Genomic DNA, 21,452 nt, shown 5'->3' with positions numbered 1-21,452 from the left:
GCCACGGGGTTCGGTCGCGGAACTGAACCTCAGTGCGCGGCCCGGGCCGCCGCGGCCCGCGCGACGCGCAGGAAGTCGGCCACGACGAGCTGCTCGCCGCGCGCCTGCGGGTCGACGGCTGCCGCCTCGAGCACCGCAGCGGCCGAGGCCGAACCGCCGCCGAGCACGGCGGAGAGCGACTGGCGCAGCATCTTGCGGCGCTGCTGGAAAGCGGCGTCGACGAGCGCGAAGGTCGCGACGCGCTCGGCCTCCGACCCCGGGGCATCCGATCGCTCGAAGCCGACGAGCACCGAATCGACGTTCGGCACCGGCCAGAACACCATGCGGGAGACCTGACCGGCCGTGCGCCAGCGCCCGTACCAGGCGGCCTTCACGCTCGGCGCACCGTAGACCTTCGATCCCGGCTCGGCCGCGAGCCGGTAGCCGACCTCGGCCTGGACCATGACGATGCCCGACTTCAGGGAGTCGACGTGCTCGAGCAGGTGCAGGAGCACCGGCACCGAGATGTTGTACGGCAGGTTCGCGACGAGCCGCACGGGTGCACCGGGCAGCGCGGTCACCCGCATCGCATCTTCGGTGACGACCGTGAGCCGGGCGCCCGGCTGCATGATGGCGGCGGTGTGCGGGAGCTGGGCGGCGAGCCGCTTGTCGATCTCGACGGCGATGACCTCGGCGCCTGCCTCGAGCAGGCCCAGCGTCAGCGAGCCGAGCCCCGGCCCGATCTCGAGCACGGTCTCGCCTCGTTCGACGCCCGCGATCTGCACGATGCGCCGCACGGTGTTGCCGTCGTGCACGAAGTTCTGGCCGAGCTTCTTCGTCGGCGTGACGCCGAGGAGCTCGGCGAGGTCGCGGATCTCGGCGGGGCCGAGCAGGCGCGGCTGGGCGCCGGGTCCGTCGCCGTCGGCCTCGTGGCGGTGCGCGTTCACGCCCCGCCGCCGCTCGTGGTCGCCCCCTGCACGGGGTCATCCTCCCATGCGCCGTACACCGCGAGCGTGTTCGACGCGAGCTCCGCACAGAACTCGTCGAGGGGGGCGCCGAGGGTCTCGGCCATGAATCGCACCGTGTGCGGCACGAGATAGGGCGCGTTCGGCCGCCCGCGCAGCGGCACCGGGGTCAGGTAGGGCGCGTCGGTCTCGACGAGGATCAGCTCGCGCGGCAGCACCCGCAGGGCCTCACGGAGGTTCTCGGCGTTCTTGAACGTCACGTTGCCCGCGAACGAGCAGTACCAGCCCTCGTCGGCGGCGATGCGGGCGAGCTCCTCGCCGCCCGAGAAGCAGTGGAACACGGTGCGCCGCGGCGCACCGACTCGGCGCAACGTCGCTGCGACCTCGTCGTGCGCGTCACGGTCGTGGATCTGCATGGCGACGCCGTGCCGCTTCGCGATGTCGATGTGCGCCTCGAAACTGCGAAACTGCGCCGGCCGACCCGCATCACCGGTGCGGAAGAAGTCGAGCCCCGTCTCGCCGACCGCCCGTACCCGCGGCTGCGCGGCGAGTGCGTCGATCACGGCGAGGGCATCGTCGAGCGAACCGGATGCCTCGAGTTCGGGTGCTTCGTTGGGGTGCAACGCGACCGCGGCCAAGAGCCGCGGCTCGCGCGCGGCGAGCTCGGCCGACCACCGGCTCGTGGCGACGTCGGTGCCGACCTGCACCGCACCCGCGACCCCGACCGAGGCCGCGCGCTCGAGGTGCTCGTGCACCTCGAGGAGCGTGTCGGGGCGACCGGGCGGCGCCTCGTCGGAGGGTTCGAGATGGGTGTGGTTGTCGTAGACCGGGATCGGCAGCGGTTCGGGCAGCGCCGGGTAGCCCTGCCCGGCGCTCGTCGACGGCGGTGCCACCTGCTACTCCGCGACCTCGACGCGGGGGAAGAGTGCTTCGAGCGGCGCGACGCGCTCGCCGAGCTCGGCCTCGAATGCGCGATCGATCCGGGCCTGCTGCACGGTGCCGGGCGCGCCGAGGGCCGCCCACAGCTTCGCCGCGGCGACGGGCGTGACGGGCGAGAGCAGCACGGCGAGGGTGCCGAGCCCGCGGTAGGCCGTCGCGAGCACCGTCTCGAGCCGTTCGCGGTTCGCCGGGTCCTTCGCGAGCACCCACGGCTCCTCGGCGGTGAGGTAGCCGTTGAGCGCGTCGACGAGCGCCCACGCGGCGCCGATCGCCTCGTGGATCGCGAGGCGATCGATCGCCTGCCACGAATCATCCGTAGCCCGACGCTCGACCGAGGCGATCTCGATGTCGGCGGGCTGCAGCGCGCCGGCGGTCGGCACAGCGCCGTCGCAGTAGCGCGTGATCATCGCCACGACGCGGGAGGCGAGGTTGCCGAAGCCGTTCGCGAGCTCGGCCTGGTAGCGGGCCGACAGGTCCTCCCAGGAGAACGAGCCGTCCTGGCCGAACGCGATGGCCCGGAGGAAGTAGTAGCGGAAGGCGTCGGAGCCGAAGGTCGAGGTGATCTGCTCGGGCGCGATGCCGGTGAGCTTCGACTTCGACATCTTCTCGCCGCCGACGAGGAGCCACCCGTGACCGAAGACCCCCTTCGGCACCTCGAGTCCGGCCGCCATGAGCATCGCCGGCCAGATCACCGCGTGGAACCGGAGGATGTCCTTGCCGACGATGTGCTGCGCGGGCCAGCGACGCGCGAACTCCTCGTCGCTCTGCCCGTAGCCGACCGCGGTGATGTAGTTGAGCAGCGCGTCGAACCAGACGTAGACGACATGGGTCTCGTCCCAGGGCACCTTGACGCCCCAGTCGAAGGTCGATCGCGAGATCGAGAGGTCGGCGAGCCCTGAACGCACCCAGCCGAGCACCTCGTTGCGGGCCGACTCGGGCTGCACGAAGTCGGGGCGCTCCTCGTAGAGGGCGAGGAGTCGCTCGGCGAACGCCGAGGTGCGGAAGAAGTAGTTCTTCTCGTGCAGCAGCTCGACCGGCTTCGAGTGGATCGCGCAGACCAGTTGGCCCTCGTACTCGCCGGCACCCGGCACGAGGTCGGACTCCTGCTTGTACTCCTCGCAGCCGACGCAGTAGTACCCCTCGTACTCGCCCGTGTAGATGTGGCCGTCGTCGTAGAGCTTCTGCAGGAACTTCTGCACATTCGCCTCGTGACGCGCGTCGGTCGTGCGGATGAAGTCGTCGTTCGCGATGCCGACGGTCTCGAGCAGCGGGATCCACGCGTCGGCGACGAGCTTGTCGGCCCACTCCTGCGGGGTGACGCCGTTCGCGGTCGCGGTGCGGAGGATCTTCTGGCCGTGCTCGTCGGTGCCCGTGAGCATCCATGTGTCGTCACCGGCCTGCCGGTGCCAGCGTGCGAGCACGTCGGCGGCGACCTCGGTGTAGGCGTGCCCGATGTGGGGCACGTCGTTGACGTAGAAAATGGGCGTGGTGATGTAGAACGAGGAGGCTTCGGCCATGCGATCGATTCTATGGGCGCCCGGATGCCGCGGCGTTCGTGTTACCCGCGCTGTGCCTCCTCCTCGGCTCGGCGCTCACGCCGCCGCCGTCGCACGCTGCCGTCGCCGATCGCCGCCGGCACGGCCTCGGCGACGTCGAGATGCTCGTGCGGCGTGGGGACGCCGAGCGTCACGTCCTGCTCCTTGATCGCGGGCTCCCGCACCCGCTGGCCCGGGTACTCGACGACGCGGAAGCCGAGCACGATCTTGCCCGGTGCGTCGCGACGGTCGAGCGCGCGGTAGGCGTCGGCCACCTCGGCGAGCGGGAACACGTCGGCGATCGGGAGGCGCACCCGACGCGCCGAGACGAGCGCGGCCACCCGGCCGAGCGCGACGACGTCGCCCGCCCCGAGCGCGACGGCGTCGCTCGCCTCGACGGCACCCTGGTCGAGCACGGTGAAGACGCGCGAACGGGGCACGCCGAGCGCCAGCGCGGCGGCGGTCTCACCGCCGAGGAAGTCGAGGAACGCCGTCACCGGGCGTGCATGCTCGGTCGCCTCGACGATCGCGGTCACGCGCTCGGCGAGACCCGGCCCGTACCCGGTCGGGATCACCCCGAACTGGCGCAGGAAGTCGAAGCGCTCCTCGGCGGTGGTGCCGATGACCGTCGCGCCGCGAATCCTCGCGAACTGCGCGGCGAGGCAGCCGACGCCGCCGGCGGCCGCGGTGACGACGATGGTGTCGTTCGGTCCGAGTGCGAGGCCCTCGACGGCGTTCCACGCGGTGGTGCCGGCGAAGTGGAGCGACCCGGCGACCTCCCACGAGAGCCCGGGGGGCTTGGGCAGCAGCTGCTGCTCGGGCACGGCCACATGACTCGCCTGCGCACCTCGGGCGACGAAACCCATCACCTCGTCGCCGCGGGCGAATCGGGCGACGCCCGGCCCGGTCGCGATCACGACTCCGGCGAGATCGCTGCCCTGGTGGGCCGGCAGTTCGACCGGCCATCGCTCGCGGTGCTCACCGCGCCTCGCCGCGCTGTCGGCGGGGTTGAGGCCGGCGGCGAAGACCTCGACGAGCACCTCGCCGGCCCCCGGCTGGGGTACCGGCACGTCGTCGACCCGCAGTACCTCGGGCCCGCCGTACTCGGCGAATCGGACGGCGTGCGCGCCGCCCCCGTGCGTTCCGTGCGTGTCATCCATCTCGCACCTCCCATGTCGGGCGATGCCCTCATTCTCCCCCGTTCGGGGGTCGACCGACAGGGGTTGCGCCGAGTGTCCCGCGCGCCGTCCGGCTAGTCTCCGGCGGGCTGCCGACGGCGCGCGAGCGCCGCCTCGTACAGCTCGCGCTTGCCGATTCCGGTCTCGCCGGCGACGAGGGCGGCCGCGTCCTTCAGCCGGGTGCCCGACGCGGCGAGCCCGAGCACGCGTTCGAGCGCACTCTCGGCGTCGACCGCGGTCTCGCCCGCCCCGCCCACGACGATCACGATCTCGCCGCGGACGCCTGCGGCGGCCCATTCCGAGAGTTCGCCGAGGGTCCCGCGGCGAACCTCCTCGTGGAGTTTCGTGAGCTCGCGGCACACCGCGGCGGGGCGCTCTGCGCCGAACGCCTCGGCGAGGGCCTCGAGACTCGGCGCGAGTCGCGACGGGCCCTCGAAGAAGACGAGCGTGCGTCGATCCCCCGCGAGTTCGGCGAGACGGCGAGCGCGTTCGCCGGCCTTGCGCGGCAGGAACCCCTCGAAGGCGAATCGGTCGGTCGGCAGTCCCGACACGGCGAGCGCGGTCACGACGGCCGAGGGGCCGGGGATCACGGTGACGAGCACCCCGGCGGCCGCCGCCGCGGCGACGAGCGGGAAGCCGGGGTCGGACACCGTCGGCATGCCGGCGTCGCTCAGCACGAGGAGGTCGTGCTCTCGAGCGAGTTCGACGAGTTCGTCGGCCTTCTGCCGCTCGTTGTGCTCGTGCAGCGCGATGAGGCGGGGGCGGTTCGAGATGCCGAGCGCGGCGATGAGCCGCTGCGTCACACGGGTGTCCTCCGAGGCGATCACCGTCGCGGCCACGAGCGCCTCCCTGAGCCTGGCCGAGGCGTCCCCGAGATTGCCGATGGGCGTCGCCGCGAGGATGATCATGCCCTCAAGTCTGTCCTAGTGTTGGGCGCATGAGTGTCGACGCGTCGGTGGAGCCCACGGGCTCCCGGCTCGACGACTGGTGGTCCCGGCAGATGTCGAGCCCGGCCCGACGCCGGCTCTGGTACTGGGGCGGCCCCGTCCTCGTCACCGTCATCGCCGCCGTGCTGCGATTCTGGAACCTCGGGCAGCCCCAGCAGATCGTCTTCGACGAGACGTACTACGTGAAGGACGCGTGGACGCTCCTCCACAACGGCTTCGAGTCGCGCTGGCCCGAAGGCGCCGACGCCGATTTCGCCGCGGGCGACACGGACCTCTACCTCGACGAGCCCTCGTACGTGGTGCACCCGCCGCTCGGCAAGTGGCTGATCGGGCTCGGCATGGCCGCGTTCGGCGCCGGCGACGCGTTCTGGTGGCGTGCGACGACGGCGCTCGCCGGAACGATCGCCGTGTTCCTGATGACCCTCGTCGGCCGGCGGTTGTTCTCCTCCACCGCGCTCGCGGTCACCGCGGGCCTCCTCTTCGCGGTCGACGGCAATGCGATCGTGATGTCACGGGTCGCGCTGCTCGACAACTGGGTGATGCTCTTCGCACTGCTCGGCTTCTGGTTCGTGCTGCTCGATCGCGCCCATGCCGAGCGGGCGCTCGACGCCCGGCTCGCGGAGGCGTGGGCGTCCGGCCGCGACCCCCACTACGGGCCGGCGCTCTGGGCGCGCCCCTGGGTGGTCGCCGCGGGCGCCGCCTTCGGCGCGGCGACCGCCGTCAAGTGGTCGGGGCTGTGGTTTCTCGCAGCGTTCGGCCTCTATCTGGTCGTGGTCGACATCGTGGCGAGGCGACGTGCGCGGGTGCCGTTCTGGCTGACCGGCGGGCTGCTCAAGCAGGCGCCGGTGACGTTCGTACTGCTCGTCCCGGTGGCGGCGGTCGTCTACCTCGCCTCGTGGACGGGTTGGCTCGCGACCGACGGCGGCTACTACCGGCACTGGGCCGAGGAGGCCGGCAACGCGGCGACCGGGTTGTTCGCGTGGGTTCCGAACTCGCTCCAGAGCCTCTGGCACTACCACGTGTCGGCGTACGACTACCACGTGGGGGTGCACAGCGAGCATCCGTGGCAGTCGAACCCGCTGACCTGGCTGTTCATGGTCCGGCCCACGAACATGCACTACTCCGACGATGCCTCGAGCGGGCTCGTCTCCTCGATCATCGGGGTGGGCAATCCGATCATCTGGTGGGCGGCCGCCGCAGCCTCCCTCTATCTCGTCTACCGATTCGCACGGTACCGCGAGTGGCAGGCGGGCCTGATCCTCGTCGGGCTCGCGGCGGGGTACCTCCCGTGGCTCGCCTACCTCGACCGCACCGTCTTCCAGTTCTACTCGATCGCCTTCGAGCCCTACCTCGTGCTCGCGCTCGTCTTCGTGCTCGGACTGATCGCGGGCCGGCCGAGCGACGAGCGCTGGCAACGCACCAGCGGGCTCGCGGTCGTCGCGGTCTTCCTCGCCGTCGTGCTGCTCGTCTCCGCGTTCTTCCTCCCGATCTGGACGGGCGTGCCGATCACCCCGACGCTGCGCGAGTTGCACTTCTGGTTGCCGAGCTGGGGCTGAGCGCGTTCAGCCCGCCCCCGCGGCGCCGCGCTGCGCGGCGAGTCGCAGCTCGAGCTGGTCGAGCACCAGGTCGAGGCCGTAGCCGAACTCGTCGCCGTAGTCGTAGCCGTGCCCGACGACCATCTGCTCGAGCATCTCGGCCAGGTGCGGGTACTCCTCCGCCGGAAGCTCGAGCTCTTCGGCGAAGGCGTCGGCGCCCTCGTCGGGCGTGAACGGCAGGGTGAGCTCGGTGAGCACGAAGCCGTAGATGTAGGCGTCGAGCACCGAGAAGGCGTGGGCGGCGAGCGCGAGGTCGAAGCCGCCGTGCCGCAGCACGCCGAGCACCCGGTCGTGGTGACGCATGACGGCCTGCCCCGGGTTCGACCGCGATTCGAGCAGGCCGAGCGACCAGGGGTGCGCGGTGAGCACCGCGCGCATGGCCCCGGCGCGGTCGACCATGGCGGCGCGCCAGGGCGTGCCGATCTCGAGCAACGGGATCTCCTCGAACGCCGCATCGGCGAGGAGGTCGAGCAGCTCCTCCTTGCCCGAGACGTGGTGGTAGAGCGACATCGCCTCGGCGCCGAGCGCTCTGCCGACGCTCCGCATGCTGACCGCGGCAAGCCCTCCGTCGTCGGCGACCTGCATCGCGGCGGCGATGATGCGCTCGCGGCTGAGCGGGGTGCGCTGGGCCATTCCTCCTCCATCCTCACGGCGATCCTTGCGTCCTTACGACCGTAAGGCTATCGTGGACACCGAACGAACTTACAGGCGTAAGGAAGCAGCATGCGCGCAGCAGTCGTCGAACGGTACGGCCCGCCGTCGGTCGCGCGGGTCGAAACGGTTCCCGATCCCGTCGCGCGCCGCGGCGAGTCGCTCGTGCGCGTCATGGCTGCGACCGTCAACTCGGGCGACGCCCGCATTCGCGGCGCCCGGTTCCCCCGCGGCTTCGCCGTGCCGGGCAGGCTCGCGCTCGGCGTGCGCGGGCCGAGGGTCCGCGTGCTCGGCGCGGTCTTCGCCGGCGTCGTCGAGGCCATCGGTGCGGATGCCACGGGCGGCGCCCCGCACGCCGGCGGCACCGTGGCATCAGGGTACGCCGTGGGCGACCGGGTGTGCGGCATGACGGGCGCGCGCATGGGTGCGCACGCCGAACTCGTCGCGGTCCCCGCCTCGCGGCTCGCGCGCATCCCCGACGGGGTGACGTTCGACGACGCGGCCGGGGTGCTGTTCGGCGGCTCGACGGCGCTGCACTACCTGCGCGACAAGGCCGCGGTGCGGCCGGGCGAGCACGTGCTCGTCGTCGGCGCCTCGGGCGCGGTCGGCACGAACGCCGTGCAGCTCGCGAAGCACTTCGGGGCGAAGGTCACGGCCGTCACGAGCGCACCGAACGCCAAACTCGTCACCGCGCTCGGCGCCGACCGGGTCGTCGACTACCGCACGACGCCGCTCGGCTCGCTCGCGTCACGCGGCGAACGCTTCGACGTCGTGTTCGACACGGTCGGCGCACTGAGCCCGGCGACCGGTCGCCCGCTCCTCGCCGAGGGCGGGCGGCTGCTGCTCGCCGTCGCGAGCCTCGGCGAGATGATCACCGCCCGCGGCCCGGTGAAGACGGGCACGTCCCCCGAGCGCGCCGAGGACTTCGCGACCCTGCTCGGCCTCATCGCGACCGGCGATCTGCGCGTGGTGGTCGACGAGACGATGCCGCTCGACCGCCTCGCCGAGGCGCACGCCCGCGTCGACTCGGGCCGCAAGGTCGGCAATCTCGTGCTGCATCCGCAGGAGGCCGCGGCCTGAGTCGGTGCTAGTGGCCGGCGCCGCCGTCGACGAACTTCAGGCCGATGACGCAGCCGATGAGGCCCACCAGCAGTGCGATCTTCAGCCACGAGACATCCGTCTCGCCCGTGACCATCGCCCAGACGACCGTGAGCGCCGCACCGATGCCGACCCAGACCGCGTACGCGGTGCCGGTCGAGATGTCGCGCATCGCCCAGGCGAGGCCTGCCATCGAGAGCGCGAGTGCGCCGAAGAAGATGACCGAGGGCCAGAGCTTCGTGAAGCCCTCGGACTTGCCGAGCGCGGTAGCCCAGACGGCCTCGAGCACGCCCGAGATGATGAGGATGATCCATGCCATGACTGTGCACTCCCGGATTCGTTGGACAACATTGTGCCAGTCGTCATCTCCGGGTACTGGATGCCCTCGTCCGGTGGTCGCCTCGCACGACCTGCGTCAATCGTAGCAAGGCCGCCTGATCAGGCCCTGTGCACTCAGGCCCTGTGCACGAGCGCGAAGTGCTCGACCACCGGGAACGGCTGGTAGAACCCGTGGAGCAGCGCGCGCCAGCGCGCGTACTCGGGCGAACCGCGGAACCCCCGCTCGTGCGCCTCGACGCTCTCCCAGTGCACGAGCAGCAGATACTCGCTCGGCGTCTCGATCGAACGCGAGAGCGTCAGGTCGATGAAGCCGGGCATCGACGAGATGATCTGCTTCGCCTCCGCGAACACGGTCTCGAACTCGGCCTCGCGGCCGGGCACGACGGGCAGGAGCGCGTGTTCGAGGATCATCGGCCAACCGTAGCGCCCGACGACCGTTGCTCTTCGTTACGCCGCCGAGCCTGCCGTCGTGCGGGTGAAGCTAGCGTTGCGCGCATGGCAGACCGCGAATACGGCTTCAAGACCCGCGCCATCCATGCGGGCAACATCCCCGACCAGGTGACGGGCGCCCGTGCGCTGCCGATCTACCAGACCAGCGCATACGTCTTCGACGACACCGCCGACGCGGCCGCCCGCTTCGCACTGCAGAAGTACGGCAACATCTACTCGCGCCTCGCGAACCCGACGGTCGCGAGCTTCGAGGAGCGCGTAGCGAGCCTCGAGGGCGGCCTCGGCGCCGTCGCGACCGCGTCGGGGCTCTCGGCGCAGTACATCACCTTCGCCTCGCTCGCGGGCGCCGGCGACCACATCGTGGCCAGCGCGAACCTCTACGGCGGTTCGATCACGCAGCTGGATGTCACGCTCCGCCGCTTCGGCATCGAGACGACGTTCGTGGCGAGCTCCGAGGCATCCGACTACGCGGCCGCGATTCGCGAGAACACGAAGGCGCTCTTCGTCGAGACCATCGCGAACCCCTCGGGCGAGATCGCCGATCTCGAGGCGCTCGCCGACGTCGCGCACGCGCACGGCATCCCCTTCATCGTCGACTCGACGCTCGCGACGCCGTACCTCAATCGCCCGATCGAGTGGGGCGCCGACATCGTCACCCACTCGGCGACGAAGTTCCTCGGCGGGCACGGCACGACGCTCGGCGGAGTCGTCGTCGAGTCGGGGCGCTTCCACTGGCATTCCGAGAAGTTCCCGCTGTTCGGGCAACCGGTGCCCAGCTACGGCGGACTCGAGTGGTCGGGCAACTTCGGCGAGTACGCGTTCCTCACGAGGCTCCGCGCCGAGCAGCTGCGCGACATCGGCCCCTCGCTCGCGCCGCACTCGGCGTTCCTGCTCGCGCAGGGCGTCGAGACCCTGCCGTACCGCATCCAGGCGCACGTCGACAACGCCCGCACCGTTGCGAGCTGGCTCGCCGAAGACCCGCGCATCGAGCAGGTGCTGTGGGCGGGCCTGCCCGACCACCCGCACCACGACCGGGCCGCGAAGTACCTGCCGAAGGGGCCGGGCTCGGTGTTCAGCTTCGAGGTCAAGGGCGGCCGCGCCGCGGGCCGCGCACTCATCGAGAACGTGAATCTCGCCTCGCACCTCGCGAACGTCGGCGACGCCAAGACGCTCATCATCCACCCAGCCTCGACGACGCACGCGCAGCTCACGGAGCAGCAGCTCGTCGACGCGGGCGTCGCGCCCGGCGTGGTCCGGCTCTCGGTCGGCATCGAGGACGCCGACGACCTCATCTACGATCTCGATCAGGCGCTCACCGCCGCGACAGGAGGCACGCGATGACCGACACCGCAGTCAACACGACCGAGACGGATGCCTCGGTGCAGGGCTCGCTCGAGACGGTCCGCTTCGCGAACGGCCTCTCCTGCGAGCTCCCGGCCTCCTCGCCCCTTGCGAAGCTCCTGCACTCGCAGCGCACCTGGGTCGGCCCCGATGCGAAGGCCCGCCTCCGCATCCTGAACGCCGCGAAGTCGGTCGCGATCGTCGGCGCCTCGCCGAAGCCGCAGCGATCGAGCTACTTCGTCGGCACGTACTTGCAGCAGTCGAGCGGCTACCGGCTGTACTTCGTGAACCCCATGGAGACCGAGATCCTCGGGCAGCCCGCGTACGCGAGCCTCGCGGACCTGCCCGAGGTGCCCGACATCGTGGTGGTGTTCCGGCGCGGCAGCGACATCCCGAGCGTCATCGACGACGTCGTCGCCGTCGGCGCGAAGACCATCTGGGTTCAGCTCGGCATCTGGAACGAGGAGGCGGCGTACTCGGGCGAGGAGCAGGGTCTGACGGTCGTCATGGACCGCTGCATCAAGGTCGAGCACGCCCGCTTCCACGGCGGCCTGCACCTCCTCGGCTTCGACACCGGGCAGATCACGAGCCGCAAGACGCTGCGCTGACCCGTGTCAGGAGCACCGACCCGGGGGATCTACCCGAGCCGCTGCAACGCCCGTTCGCGACGGGCAGCAACGCGCGAACCCGACTCGCGCCGGGTCATTCGCCGGAGGACGATCGGCGCGAGGACGAGCCCGACGACGCTCCATACCCCGAGCACGACGGCAGTCTGCACCGGTCTCCAGGAGCCGTGGAGCTCGATCGCCGCCGCGCGTCGGGCAGCAGCGCGGAGCGCATGCCGAGGCCGAGCCAGTACACCGGAAACGCCTGAGCGAGCGGCTTCAGCCACTCGGGCATCGACGTGATCGGCGCGAAGATGCCCGAGATCGCGATGAGCCCGAGGAGGAGCAGGGAGACGTAGCCGGCCCCGCGCGAGGTCGAGATGAACGAGCCGACGACGGCACCGATCGCCTGGGTGGCGACGAGCCCGAGCCCGATGACCCACGCGAAGGTCAGCCACGAACCCGACCTGCCGGTGTCGAGCGCGTCGACGAAGAAGAGCCCTGGGACGAGGATGGTCGCGAGATAGGCGAGGACCGTCACCGAGATCTGCACGAGCTCGCCGATGAGATGTGCGCGGATGCCGTTCGGCGTGACCTTCGCGCGCAGCAGGGAGCCGTCCTCGCGGTCTGCTGCGAGCTGCTGCACGACGAGCAGCATGCCGAACGCCACGAACATGCCGATCGCGCCCGGCAGGATGAAGGTGTCGAGCGTGTAGTCAGGGCCGATCGGAACGTCGCGGAGCAGGAAGAGCGCCACCAGCGTTGCCACCGGCCAGAGCAGCTGGCCGACGAGATCCATGCCGCTGAACGCGAGCCGGAGTTCGATCACGCCCCGCGCAAACCCCGCGCGGACTCCGGGAATGCCGATGCTCATCGTGCCGCCCCTTGCAGCTCGCGCTCGTCCGCCGTCGTCGCGGCAGCCTCGGCCTCGCGGACCAGCGCGAGGTACGTTTCCTCCAGCGACGCGCGACGGATCTCGAGAGCGCTGACCGCCGTGCCGTGCTCGAGCAGCAGTTCGCGCGCGAACGCGGTCGAGTCGGCGACGAACCGGGTGCGGCGGTCGCCGCCCTGCACCCAGCGCACCTCGTCCTCGCCCACGATCTGTCGCGCCAGCTGCTCGGCGGAGCCGTCGGCGATGATCCGCCCCTGGGTGAGGATGACTTGGTCTGAATGATCCGGCGGACGAGCCACCGACTGCGAAGTGGCTGTTGCCTGCGCGGCGCGGCCGCGATTGCATCGAGGGATGCATGACGAACTCGAGTTCTCCGACGACCCCGCACGCCTCGACCTGGATCGGGTGCACACCTGGCTCGCCGAGGAGTCGTACTGGGCCGAAGGGCGCTCGCGTGCGGCGCACGAGGCCGCGGTCGCCGCGTCGCGCAACTACGGCGTCTACGACCGCGCGAGCGGCGAGCAACTCGCGTACGCCCGGGTGATCACCGACGGGGTCACCTTCGCCTGGCTGTGCGACGTGTACGTCGATGCGCCGGCGCGTGGGCGCGGCGTCGGCGTGGCGCTCATCGAGCAGATCATGACCGAGCTCGAGCCCCTCGGGCTCCGCCGCATCGGCCTCACGACCGCCGACGCGCACGGGCTCTACGAGCGCTTCGGGTTTCGGCCGCTCGACCGGCCCGAGCAGTGGATGGCGCGCATGGGGCCACTCCCCCGCGCGTGACGACCGCGGCGCGGCAGCTCAGGCCGACATCGGCCGGACTGCATCGGAGGCGACGTCGCGGCCGTAGGCCATCATGAGGAAGCTCGAACCGTCGGGCGGCACGAAGGTGAACTCCCGCTCGTGCATGCGGCCGAACCCGAGCCGGTCGTAGAGCCGCTGCGCTGCGACCATGTCTGGGCCGGTGTTCAGCACCACGCGATCGAGGCCGCGAATGCGCGCGAGTCGCACCACATGCTCGACGAGCACCTCGCCGACGCCTCGGCGCCGCGCCCCGGCGGCGACGCCGAGGAAGCGGAAGTCGAGTTCACCGTCGCGTGCGAGCGGCGAGATGGCAGCCCCCGCGACGGGAGTGGACGCCGTGCCGAGCAGCTCGCCGCTCGTGGCATCCACCGCGACCCAGACCTGGTGGTCGCGGGCCCGTTCGGCGACCGCGACGAGGTCGGCGCGATAGCCGGGGTTCAGCTCGAAGTCGGCGGCGTAGGCGCCCTCGATGAGGGCCGCGACCGCCCCGGCCTCGTCGGGGCGCATGAGGCGCACCCGTAGGTCGTCGCGTTGCTGGAGCGGAAAGCGGTAGACGAGCGAGTCGACCCCGGCGCCGACCGTCGCATCGCGTTCGGACGCCCGCTCGAAGCCGAGTCGCTCGTACAGTGCCTGCGCGCGGACGTTCCGTGTGCCCGTGTCGAGCACGAGGGCCGTCGCGCCCCATTCGAGCGCGGCCTCGAGGCTCGCGCGCATGAGCGCGGCGCCGACGCCCGAGCCCTGCTCGGCGGGGTCGACCGAGAGCAGGCGGATCTCGGCCTCACCGTCGACCGCCACCCGGGCGTACGGAGTACCGGCGCGGAGCACGCTCGCCGTGCCGACGACGCCGCCGTCGTCACCGACCGCGACGAGCACCTCACCGGCGGCGGCGCGGCCGGTGGTGTCGGCTTCGAACGCCGCGCGCTCGGCGCTCTTCGGCAGGTGCCCGTACGGTCCGGCCGCGAACGCCCGCACGATCAGCTCCGCCTCGGCGGCGAACTCCTCGGGGCGGACGGGTCGGATGCGCGGCACGGTGGGGCCGACGGCGAGGTCTGCGGCATTCGTCATATCCCCTCAAGCCTACGGCTCGGTTGTGTCCGGCCTCCTCGCAGCTTCGTGCCCGGACGTGCGCGAGATCGGTCTGCGACGCACGAATCTGCGATGCCCCGAGGCATCCGTGCGCGTGAAGCGGCGTAGCCTTGAGGGGTGACAGCGTTCGTCTCTGCCCTCGATCTGTTCTCGATCGGGATCGGCCCCTCGAGTTCGCACACCGTCGGCCCCATGCGGGCGGCCCGAATGTTCGTCGAGGCGCTCGACGAACAGGGTGCCCTCGGGGCGGTCACCCGCGTCTCGTGCTCGCTCTACGGCTCGCTCGGCGCGACGGGGCTCGGCCACGGCACCCCCGACGCGGTCGTCGCGGGCCTCGCCGGACTCGAGCCGCACGACTGCGACCCCGACGACGTGCGCGGCGCGTGGGCGCGACTCGACGAATCCGGCCGAGACGGCGCCGAGGTGCGGCTGTTCGGCCGTCACCCCACCCGGCTGCGGCAGAGCGACATCTCGCTCGAACCGCGAACGCGCCTGCCCGGCCACCCGAACGCGATGACCCTGCAGGCCTTCGGCGATGGCCCGCTCCCGATCGCCGAGGAGACCTACTACTCGGTCGGCGGCGGCTTCATCCGCCGAGAGGGCGACGCCGCGAGCGAGGCCGAGGCGCTGCGTCACCCGCTCCCCTATTCGAACGCCGCAGAACTGCTCGCGCTCTGCGAGGAGCACGGCGTCTCATTCTGCGACATCGCCCGTCACAACGAGGTCGCGGTGCACGGCGAGGCCGGCATCGACGAGGGCCTCGACGCCATCTGGGCCGCGATGGCCGAGTGCGTCGCGCACGGCATGGGCACCGAGGGCACGCTGCCCGGCGGGCTCAAGGTCAAGCGCCGCGCCCCCGAGGTGCGCCGTCGCCTCGAGGCCTACGACCACGACGAGATCGAGGCCGCGCACCACCGCGACACCTCCACCGAGTGGCTGCACGCCTTCGCCCTCGCCGTCAACGAAGAGAACGCCTCGGGCGGGCGGGTCGTCACCGCGCCGACGAACGGCGCGGCCGGCATCATCCCCGCGGTCGGCCACTACTACCTGCGCTTCGTCCCCGGTGCGGATGCCGCGGGCATCCGCCGCTTCCTGCTCACCGCCTCGGCCATCGCGAGCCTCGTGAAGAAGAACGCCTCGATCTCGGGCGCAGAAGGCGGTTGCCAGGCCGAGGTCGGCTCGGCGTGCGCGATGGCGGCGGGTGCCCTGTGCGCCGTGCTCGGCGGAACGCCCGGGCAGATCGAGAACGCCGCCGAGATCGCGATGGAGCACCACCTCGGTCTCACCTGCGACCCCGTCGCCGGGCTCGTGCAGGTTCCCTGCATCGAGCGCAACGCGATCGCGGCCTCGACGGCCGTCTCGGCCGCGCGTCTCGCGCTGCACGGCGACGGCACGCACCTCGTCTCGCTCGACACGGTGATCGAGACGATGCGCCAGACCGGCATCGACATGATGACGAAGTACAAGGAGACGAGCGAGGGCGGCCTCGCGGTGAACGTCATCGAGTGCTGACGGGGGTCGTGCCCCCCAGACGGGGACTCTCCCGGCGCCGCGGCGCTTCTGTCAGAGTTTCCCCATGGAAAGCGACCCGACGCTCGACCCGTCCTTCTTCTACGGAGCCGGCCTCATCGGCCTCATCATCGGCCTCGTGATCTATCTCGCCGTGCTCGCACTCATGCTGTGGATCGGCTACCTGATCATCAAGGCCGCCGTGCGCAACGGCCTGCGCGAGCACACCATGTGGCTGGAGAGCCGCAGGGGCCCGCTGCGCTGACCTCGTTCAGCAGTCGCAGCTGATGCCCGCGGCGGCCCCGGCGACGGGCGAACCGCCGAGCCCGACGCGGCCGACGTTCGTCAGCGGGTCGGCGGCGATCCGGGCGAACCCGTCGGCCGTCTCGTAGGCGAAACCCTCGCGCACCCAGTACTCGAAGCCGCCGATCATCTCCTTCACGGGGTGACCGAGTCGGGCGAACTCGAGCGCCGCGCGCGTCGCCCCGTTGCATCCCGGACCCCAGCAGTAGACGACAACCGCCGTGCCCGGCCCGACGAGCGCGGTGCCCTCCTCGGCGATCCTGCGGCGCGGCAGGTGCACGGCCCCGGGCACGTGCCCCTGCGCCCACGCCTCGTCGCTCCGCGTGTCGACGAGCACGAACCCGGAACCGCCGTCGGCGAGCGCCGCGGCGACGTCCGAGACATCCGCCTCGACCGCGAGGCGGGCCGCGAAGTGCGCGATCGCCGTCTCGGGCGAGGCGACCGTGTCGAACAGCGCGGTGGTGGCGGGAGCGGCCGGGGCGACGGAGGCGGTGAGTTCGGTCATGCGCCCAGACTGCCAGCCACCGCGCCTCGGACCGCAGGGAAATCGCGCCATTCCGCCGCGAGATCCGGCCAGCGCGCCCGGCCGGGGCCGAGCGCGCCCGGCAGAGCTCAGGCGGGCGCGAAGAACGCCGTCACGGCGGCCCCGAGCGCGGCGAGGTCGTCGACGTGCGCGAGCTCGCGGGCCGAGTGCATCGAGAGCAGCGGCACCCCGACGTCGACCGTGCGGATGCCGAGCCGGGTCGCGGCGAGCGGGCCGATCGTCGAGCCGCACGGGATCGCGTTGTTCGACACGAAGGGCTGGGTGCGCACCCCCGCCTGGCGGCAGACGCCCGCCCACAGGGCCGAGCCGACGGCGTCGCTCGCGTAGCGCTGGTTCGCGTTGAGCTTCAGGAGCGGCCCGCCGCCGAGCACGGGGCGATTCGCCGGGTCGTGCCGCTCGGGGTAGTTGGGGTGCACGGCGTGGCCGGCGTCGGAGGAGAGGATCCACGACGCGGCGAACGCGCGACGGCGCTCGTCGTCGCCGGCGCCGAGGCCAGCGGCGATTCGCACGAGCACGTCCTCGAGCATGGGGCCGCTCGCGCCCGAACGCGACTCCGAGCCGAGCTCCTCGTGGTCGAAGGCCGCGAGCACGCTGACGTGGCCGGCCTCGGACGGAGCGGCGAGGAGCGCGACGAGGCCGGCGTAGACCGAGCTGAGGTTATCCATGCGGCCGGAGGCGAACAGCTCGCCCGAACGCCCGAAGCGCGCGGGCGCCTGGGTCTCGGCGACGAGCACGTCGTGCCCGACGATCGTCGCGCCCGGCACGCCCGCGAATCCGGCGAGCTCGGCGAGCAGGTCGACCGGCTCGTCACCCGCGACGCCCCAGACGGGCTGCGTGTGCCGCTGCTTGTCGAGGGTGAGCCCCTTGTTCACCTCGCGGTCGAGGTGGATCGCGAGCTGCGGGATGCGCAGCATCGGCCCGGTGCGAACGAGGTGCAGCTCGCCGTCCTCTGTGGCGATACGGCCTGCGAGTTCGAGTTCGCGGTCGAGCCACGAGTTGAGCAGCGGTCCGCCGTAGACTTCGACGCCCGCCTGCAGCACGCCCTCACCGGTCGTGGACGGGTTCGGCTTGAGCTTGAACGACGGCGAATCGGTGTGCGCGCCGAGGATGCGGAACGGGGTCACGGCGCCGGCCCCGTCGGGCTGCACCCACGCGATCACCGCGCCGTCGCGCACGACGACGCGACGGCCCGGGGTCGCGGGCCACGCCTCGGTCTCGTCGAGGCGGTCGAACCCGGCTGCCTCGAGGCGCCGGGCGACCTCGGCCGCAGCGTGGTACGACGAGGGCGAGGCCTGCACGAATGCGGCGAAATCCTCGATGTAGGCATCGGTCGGGGTCACGGGCGTGGCGGGAGGCATACCTCCATCCAACACCGCCGACCCCCACGACGACGAACCGGCCGACCCGTCGCCCACTCGTGATGTCGCACGAATCGTCGCCATCGGGCGTGGGTGGCGACGATTCGTGCGACATCACCGCGCGGGGGCGGGGCGGGGGCAGTCAGGCGAAGCGCACGGTCGCCTGGAGGCGCGATCGGACCTCCATCACCTCGGTGCCTCCGAGATGCGCCGAACCGGGCAGGCCTTCGCGCACGGCGCTCGCGAGGCGCGAAGCGCGAACGAGTGCGACGATCGCACCGCGATTCGTGCCGCCGAACTCCAGCGGCTCCGCCGCGTACTCGTCGGGCACGACCACGACGAGCGCCGTCGGCTTCACCTTCGCCGCCTTGCCGATGGCCTTCGCACGGGCGGCCAGCGCCCGGATCGGCCGCTCGCCCGCGAGCGCCTCGCCGACGAGTTCGCCGCGCTTCAGCGCGACCGGCCCGCCCCAGTCCTCCGACTGGATCGCGAAGAGCCCCGTCGGCCCGAGCACGAGATGGTCGAGCTTCGGCGGCAGCCCGTGCCCCGCGGCATCCGTCGCGAGATCGTGCCAGATCGTGTACGCGATGCCGAGCGTCGAGAGCGAGCGCGCGGTCTCCTCCTCGGCGAGCGCATCGGCGAGCACATGACGGATGTCACGTGGCGCGCCCCGCACGAGCGCCGGGTCGTACGGGTCGTCCAGCGGCACGCCGCGCCCCACCCACTCGCGGATGAGCCCGAGATACCGCTCGCGAGAGAGCCCGCCGGGGTGGCCGTACGAGCGCGCGAGCGGTCGCGAGTCGCGCCGCGGCCGGGGCGCGGCGGGCGCCCATGTCGCCCGGGTCGGCGCGGCGGCACCGCCCGCGCCCCGATCGAAGGCCGCCCGTGCCGCTGGGGTGCCGACGAGCGCCCACGCGCGCTGCACCGCGTGGAAGCGGGCCGGGTCGCCGCCGGTGTCGGGGTGGGCCACGCGCAGGGCGCGTCGGTACGCGGTGCGAAGCTCCGTGGCATCCGCGTCGGAGGCGACGCCGAGCACCTCGTACGGTGAGTCGGAGAGCGGGGAGTCGGGCATGGGCTCGCTTTCGATCTGCGACCACGACAATACCGGGCGGCGCTGCGCCTCGGGTCTAGACTGCGGAGCATTCCGGCCCGCCGGGCCGCACAAGCGCCGGGAGGCCGTGATGCTCGTGGACGTCAACTACTGGGCGGTCGTCGTCGCGACGCTCTCGACCGTGGTCGTCGGCTCGATCTGGTACACCCCGAAGGTCTTCGGCAACTACTGGATGAGGGTGGCCAAGGTCGACGACTCGGGCGACCGCGGGGCCGTCGGCCCGATCCTCACCACGCTCATCGTCAGCTTCATCTCGGCGTGGGTGCTCGCGATCGCGGCGCAGATCGCGTGGACGGCGCTCGGCGGCGACTACCTCGGCGTCACGATCATGACGGGCCTGATGCTCTGGGCGGGGTTCACCGCGGCCCGCATGATCACGCACGACGCCTTCGAGGGCCGCCCGTCCGGCCTCACGATCCTGAACATCGCGCACGAACTCGTCACCGTCGTCGTGATGGCGCTCATCATCGGCGTCTGGCCGCCGGCCGGCACCGTGTAGCCGGAGAAAGACGACGCCGGGCCGACGCCGAAGCGGCGGCCCGGCGTGGGATCAGACGACGGGCGCCGTCGCCGCCGACGTCTTGGCGATCGTCTGGTAGCCGTCCTCCGGATGGTGTCGAGGAGACGTCACTCCGCCGGCAGCAGCAGCATCCCGTCACCCACGAGTTCGCGCACCTCGGGCAGCAGCTCGGCGGCGAGCGCCTGCTCGTCGACGTCGAGCAGCTGGGCGAGCGCGGCCACGATCGCGCCGATCGAGAGTTCGCCGTCGCACGCGCCGACGAGGGCGGCGAGCGCCGTCCCTGGCGCGACGGTGCGCCCGAAGCCGCCGCCCTGCCGCAGCAGCATCGCCGTCGGGTCGTCGTCGCCGGGCCAGTAGTGGCGCTCTTCGGTGACGTCGCCCGCGACCCGCAGCCGGGTTGCAGACAGCGCCGTGTCGTCGAGGAGCACCTGCCGATCGCGCGCGGCGAGCGTGGCCGCGAGATGCGCGCCGAGGCCCTCGTCGTCGCCGCCGAGCGGGCCATGCCGGCGCTCCACGCGTGCGAGCGGGGCCGTTCCCGAGGCATCCGACTGCTCGACGGGGCGGCGCAGCAGTACGTAGCCGAAGCCGACGTGATCGACGCCGCGCGCCTCGAAGTCGTCGAGCCAGGCGTCGTAGAGGCGGTCGAACGCCGACGTGCCGGGTCGGGTGCCGCCGTCGCGGATCCAGGTCTCGGCGTACTCGGCGACCGACTGCACCTCGCGCTCGACGAACCAGTGCTCGAGCCCGGCGCCGGTCGCCCAGGCGACGGCCCGCTCGAGCCCGTCGGCGTCGCCGCGGTACTCCCAGTTCGCGAGGAGCTGCGCGACGCCGCCGGGCTCGAGGTGGTCGGCCGCACCCCCCACCACGGCCTCGACGAGGGCGTCGCCGACCATGCCGCCGTCGCGGTAGTCGTACTCGGGCACGCCCTCGGTGCGCGGGGTGATCACGAACGGCGGGTTCGACACGATGCGGTCGAAGCGCTCGCCGGCGACCGGCTCGAAGAGGCTGCCGAGGCGCAGTTCGACGCCCTCGATGCCGTTGAGTGCGAAGTTCATGCCCGCGAGCACGAGCGCCCGCCCGGAGATGTCGGTCGCGACGACCTCCTCGGCGAACCGCGAGGCGTGCATGGCCTGGATGCCGCAGCCTGTGCCGAGGTCGAGCACCCGCCGTGCCGGGGTCGGCAGCATGAGTCCCGAGAGGGTCATGGATGCCCCGCCGACGCCGAGCACGTGCTGCTCGCCGAGTTCGTGGCCGAGGGCGAGTTCGCCGAGGTCCGAGACCATCCACCACTCCACCGCGCCGCGCTCATCGGTGAAGGCGTAGGGGCGCAGGTCGAGGGCGGGGGTCACCTGACCGCCCGACTCGCGCACGAGGCCGAGCCGGGCGGCGCCGTCGACGCCGAGCGCCGCGAACGCCGCCCCTACCTCGGCGGCGGGCACCGGGAGCCCCAGTACGAAGAGCTCGCCGAGCGCGGCCAGCGGCGCGGATGCCCCGTGCTCGCCCCTGCGGGCGTCGAGCACACGCCGCGCGGGCACGCGCTCGCCGCGGTGCAGGGCGGCGGCCGCCTCCTCGCCCCACAGCCCGTCGAGGGCGCCGACGGTGTAGTCGGCTCGGCGGAGGTCGTCGGCGAGGCGGGCGAGGAGTTCGGGGCTCGGTGCAGGATCCACCCGACCATTCAAGCGCAGTGCGACCGCTCGATCACC

The 21,452-nt window shown here is 72.0% G+C and carries 23 protein-coding genes; 8 read left to right on the top strand and 15 right to left on the bottom strand.

Going from position 1 to position 21,452, the window contains the following annotated elements; all coding sequences use genetic code 11:
* Positions 1 to 29: 29 nt before the first annotated feature.
* The 5 genes from rsmA to rsmI form a co-directional block, all read right to left on the bottom strand.
* On the bottom strand, positions 30 to 926 hold the full coding sequence (rsmA, locus tag H516_RS0112150; RefSeq protein ID WP_022889985.1) for a 16S rRNA (adenine(1518)-N(6)/adenine(1519)-N(6))-dimethyltransferase RsmA: 897 nt from the start codon (positions 924 to 926) through the stop codon (positions 30 to 32).
* Positions 923 to 1,837 carry a TatD family hydrolase gene (locus H516_RS0112145; RefSeq protein ID WP_022889984.1) on the bottom strand — a complete coding sequence of 305 codons (915 nt, stop codon included), beginning with the start codon at positions 1,835 to 1,837 and terminating at the stop codon, positions 923 to 925. The genes rsmA and H516_RS0112145 overlap by 4 nt, the downstream gene beginning before the upstream one ends.
* A 3-nt stretch (positions 1,838 to 1,840) precedes the next feature.
* Positions 1,841 to 3,400 (bottom strand): methionine--tRNA ligase, encoded by a 1,560-nt coding sequence (gene metG / locus H516_RS0112140; RefSeq protein ID WP_022889983.1) that lies wholly within the window; start codon positions 3,398 to 3,400, stop codon positions 1,841 to 1,843.
* 41 nt (positions 3,401 to 3,441) lie between these two features.
* Positions 3,442 to 4,578: an NADP-dependent oxidoreductase gene (locus H516_RS19895; RefSeq protein ID WP_022889982.1), complete on the bottom strand. Its 1,137-nt coding sequence runs from the start codon at positions 4,576 to 4,578 to the stop codon at positions 3,442 to 3,444.
* Between the two features lie 92 nt (positions 4,579 to 4,670).
* On the bottom strand, positions 4,671 to 5,504 hold the full coding sequence (gene rsmI / locus H516_RS0112130) for a 16S rRNA (cytidine(1402)-2'-O)-methyltransferase (protein ID WP_022889981.1): 834 nt from the start codon (positions 5,502 to 5,504) through the stop codon (positions 4,671 to 4,673).
* A 29-nt stretch (positions 5,505 to 5,533) separates the two neighbouring features.
* Here rsmI and H516_RS0112125 point away from each other — a divergent pair, with 29 nt between their 5' ends.
* Positions 5,534 to 7,099, top strand: coding sequence for a dolichyl-phosphate-mannose--protein mannosyltransferase (locus tag H516_RS0112125; protein ID WP_022889980.1), 1,566 nt, complete (start codon positions 5,534 to 5,536; stop codon positions 7,097 to 7,099).
* A gap of 6 nt (positions 7,100 to 7,105) precedes the next feature.
* On the opposite strand, the gene H516_RS0112120 is transcribed toward H516_RS0112125, so the two are convergent.
* Positions 7,106 to 7,771, bottom strand: a complete 666-nt coding sequence (locus H516_RS0112120; protein ID WP_022889979.1) for a TetR/AcrR family transcriptional regulator — start codon at positions 7,769 to 7,771, stop codon at positions 7,106 to 7,108.
* 90 nt (positions 7,772 to 7,861) lie between these two features.
* On the opposite strand from H516_RS0112120, the gene H516_RS0112115 reads away from it, so the two are divergent.
* On the top strand, positions 7,862 to 8,869 hold the full coding sequence (locus H516_RS0112115; protein WP_022889978.1) for an NAD(P)-dependent alcohol dehydrogenase: 1,008 nt from the start codon (positions 7,862 to 7,864) through the stop codon (positions 8,867 to 8,869).
* Between the two features lie 7 nt (positions 8,870 to 8,876).
* On the opposite strand, the gene H516_RS0112110 is transcribed toward H516_RS0112115, so the two are convergent.
* The gene (locus H516_RS0112110; RefSeq protein WP_022889977.1) at positions 8,877 to 9,206 is read right to left on the bottom strand and encodes a DMT family transporter; all 330 of its coding nucleotides are present in this window, start codon (positions 9,204 to 9,206) and stop codon (positions 8,877 to 8,879) included.
* Between the two features lie 134 nt (positions 9,207 to 9,340).
* Positions 9,341 to 9,637: an antibiotic biosynthesis monooxygenase family protein gene (locus H516_RS0112105; RefSeq protein ID WP_022889976.1), complete on the bottom strand. Its 297-nt coding sequence runs from the start codon at positions 9,635 to 9,637 to the stop codon at positions 9,341 to 9,343.
* A gap of 84 nt (positions 9,638 to 9,721) precedes the next feature.
* On the opposite strand from H516_RS0112105, the gene H516_RS0112100 reads away from it, so the two are divergent.
* The gene (locus tag H516_RS0112100) at positions 9,722 to 11,017 is read left to right on the top strand and encodes an O-acetylhomoserine aminocarboxypropyltransferase/cysteine synthase family protein (protein WP_022889975.1); all 1,296 of its coding nucleotides are present in this window, start codon (positions 9,722 to 9,724) and stop codon (positions 11,015 to 11,017) included.
* Entirely contained in the window at positions 11,014 to 11,625 is a 612-nt protein-coding gene (locus H516_RS19890) for a CoA-binding protein (protein ID WP_022889974.1), read from the top strand. Before H516_RS0112100 ends, H516_RS19890 begins: the two co-directional genes overlap by 4 nt.
* A 94-nt stretch (positions 11,626 to 11,719) precedes the next feature.
* Here the strand turns inward: H516_RS19890 and H516_RS20965 are convergent, their stop codons facing one another.
* Entirely contained in the window at positions 11,720 to 12,496 is a 777-nt protein-coding gene (locus H516_RS20965; RefSeq protein ID WP_211217089.1) for an ABC transporter permease, read from the bottom strand.
* Entirely contained in the window at positions 12,493 to 12,813 is a 321-nt protein-coding gene (locus H516_RS0112085) for a hypothetical protein (RefSeq protein WP_022889973.1), read from the bottom strand. The genes H516_RS20965 and H516_RS0112085 overlap by 4 nt, the downstream gene beginning before the upstream one ends.
* Positions 12,814 to 12,865: 52 nt before the next feature.
* Here H516_RS0112085 and H516_RS0112080 point away from each other — a divergent pair, with 52 nt between their 5' ends.
* On the top strand, positions 12,866 to 13,297 hold the full coding sequence (locus tag H516_RS0112080) for a GNAT family N-acetyltransferase (protein WP_022889972.1): 432 nt from the start codon (positions 12,866 to 12,868) through the stop codon (positions 13,295 to 13,297).
* 18 nt (positions 13,298 to 13,315) lie between these two features.
* On the opposite strand, the gene H516_RS21795 is transcribed toward H516_RS0112080, so the two are convergent.
* Entirely contained in the window at positions 13,316 to 14,383 is a 1,068-nt protein-coding gene (locus H516_RS21795; RefSeq protein ID WP_022889971.1) for a GNAT family N-acetyltransferase, read from the bottom strand.
* Between the two features lie 138 nt (positions 14,384 to 14,521).
* Here H516_RS21795 and H516_RS0112065 point away from each other — a divergent pair, with 138 nt between their 5' ends.
* Positions 14,522 to 15,916 carry an L-serine ammonia-lyase gene (locus tag H516_RS0112065; RefSeq protein ID WP_022889970.1) on the top strand — a complete coding sequence of 465 codons (1,395 nt, stop codon included), beginning with the start codon at positions 14,522 to 14,524 and terminating at the stop codon, positions 15,914 to 15,916.
* 64 nt (positions 15,917 to 15,980) lie between these two features.
* The gene (locus tag H516_RS0112060; RefSeq protein ID WP_022889969.1) at positions 15,981 to 16,178 is read left to right on the top strand and encodes a hypothetical protein; all 198 of its coding nucleotides are present in this window, start codon (positions 15,981 to 15,983) and stop codon (positions 16,176 to 16,178) included.
* Between the two features lie 6 nt (positions 16,179 to 16,184).
* Here H516_RS0112060 and H516_RS19875 read toward each other — a convergent pair whose 3' ends face one another.
* The 3 genes from H516_RS19875 to H516_RS0112045 form a co-directional block, all read right to left on the bottom strand.
* Entirely contained in the window at positions 16,185 to 16,721 is a 537-nt protein-coding gene (locus H516_RS19875) for a rhodanese-like domain-containing protein (protein ID WP_022889968.1), read from the bottom strand.
* Positions 16,722 to 16,828: 107 nt separating this feature from the next.
* Positions 16,829 to 18,118: a M18 family aminopeptidase gene (locus H516_RS0112050; protein WP_022889967.1), complete on the bottom strand. Its 1,290-nt coding sequence runs from the start codon at positions 18,116 to 18,118 to the stop codon at positions 16,829 to 16,831.
* Between the two features lie 142 nt (positions 18,119 to 18,260).
* On the bottom strand, positions 18,261 to 19,190 hold the full coding sequence (locus tag H516_RS0112045) for a DnaJ domain-containing protein (RefSeq protein WP_022889966.1): 930 nt from the start codon (positions 19,188 to 19,190) through the stop codon (positions 18,261 to 18,263).
* A gap of 109 nt (positions 19,191 to 19,299) precedes the next feature.
* Here H516_RS0112045 and H516_RS0112040 point away from each other — a divergent pair, with 109 nt between their 5' ends.
* Complete coding sequence (locus tag H516_RS0112040; protein WP_022889965.1) at positions 19,300 to 19,728, top strand: DUF1761 domain-containing protein; 429 nt, start codon at positions 19,300 to 19,302, stop codon at positions 19,726 to 19,728.
* A gap of 128 nt (positions 19,729 to 19,856) precedes the next feature.
* Here H516_RS0112040 and H516_RS0112035 read toward each other — a convergent pair whose 3' ends face one another.
* Positions 19,857 to 21,416, bottom strand: a complete 1,560-nt coding sequence (locus tag H516_RS0112035) for a DUF7059 domain-containing protein (RefSeq protein WP_022889964.1) — start codon at positions 21,414 to 21,416, stop codon at positions 19,857 to 19,859.
* Between the last annotated feature and the right edge of the window lie 36 nt (positions 21,417 to 21,452).

This window comes from Agromyces italicus DSM 16388, assembly GCF_000421545.1.
Classification (GTDB): Bacteria; Actinomycetota; Actinomycetes; order Actinomycetales; family Microbacteriaceae; genus Agromyces; species Agromyces italicus.
The sequence above is the reverse complement of the archived record's forward strand: the minus strand, read 5'-3'. Positions and strand labels throughout refer to the sequence as shown.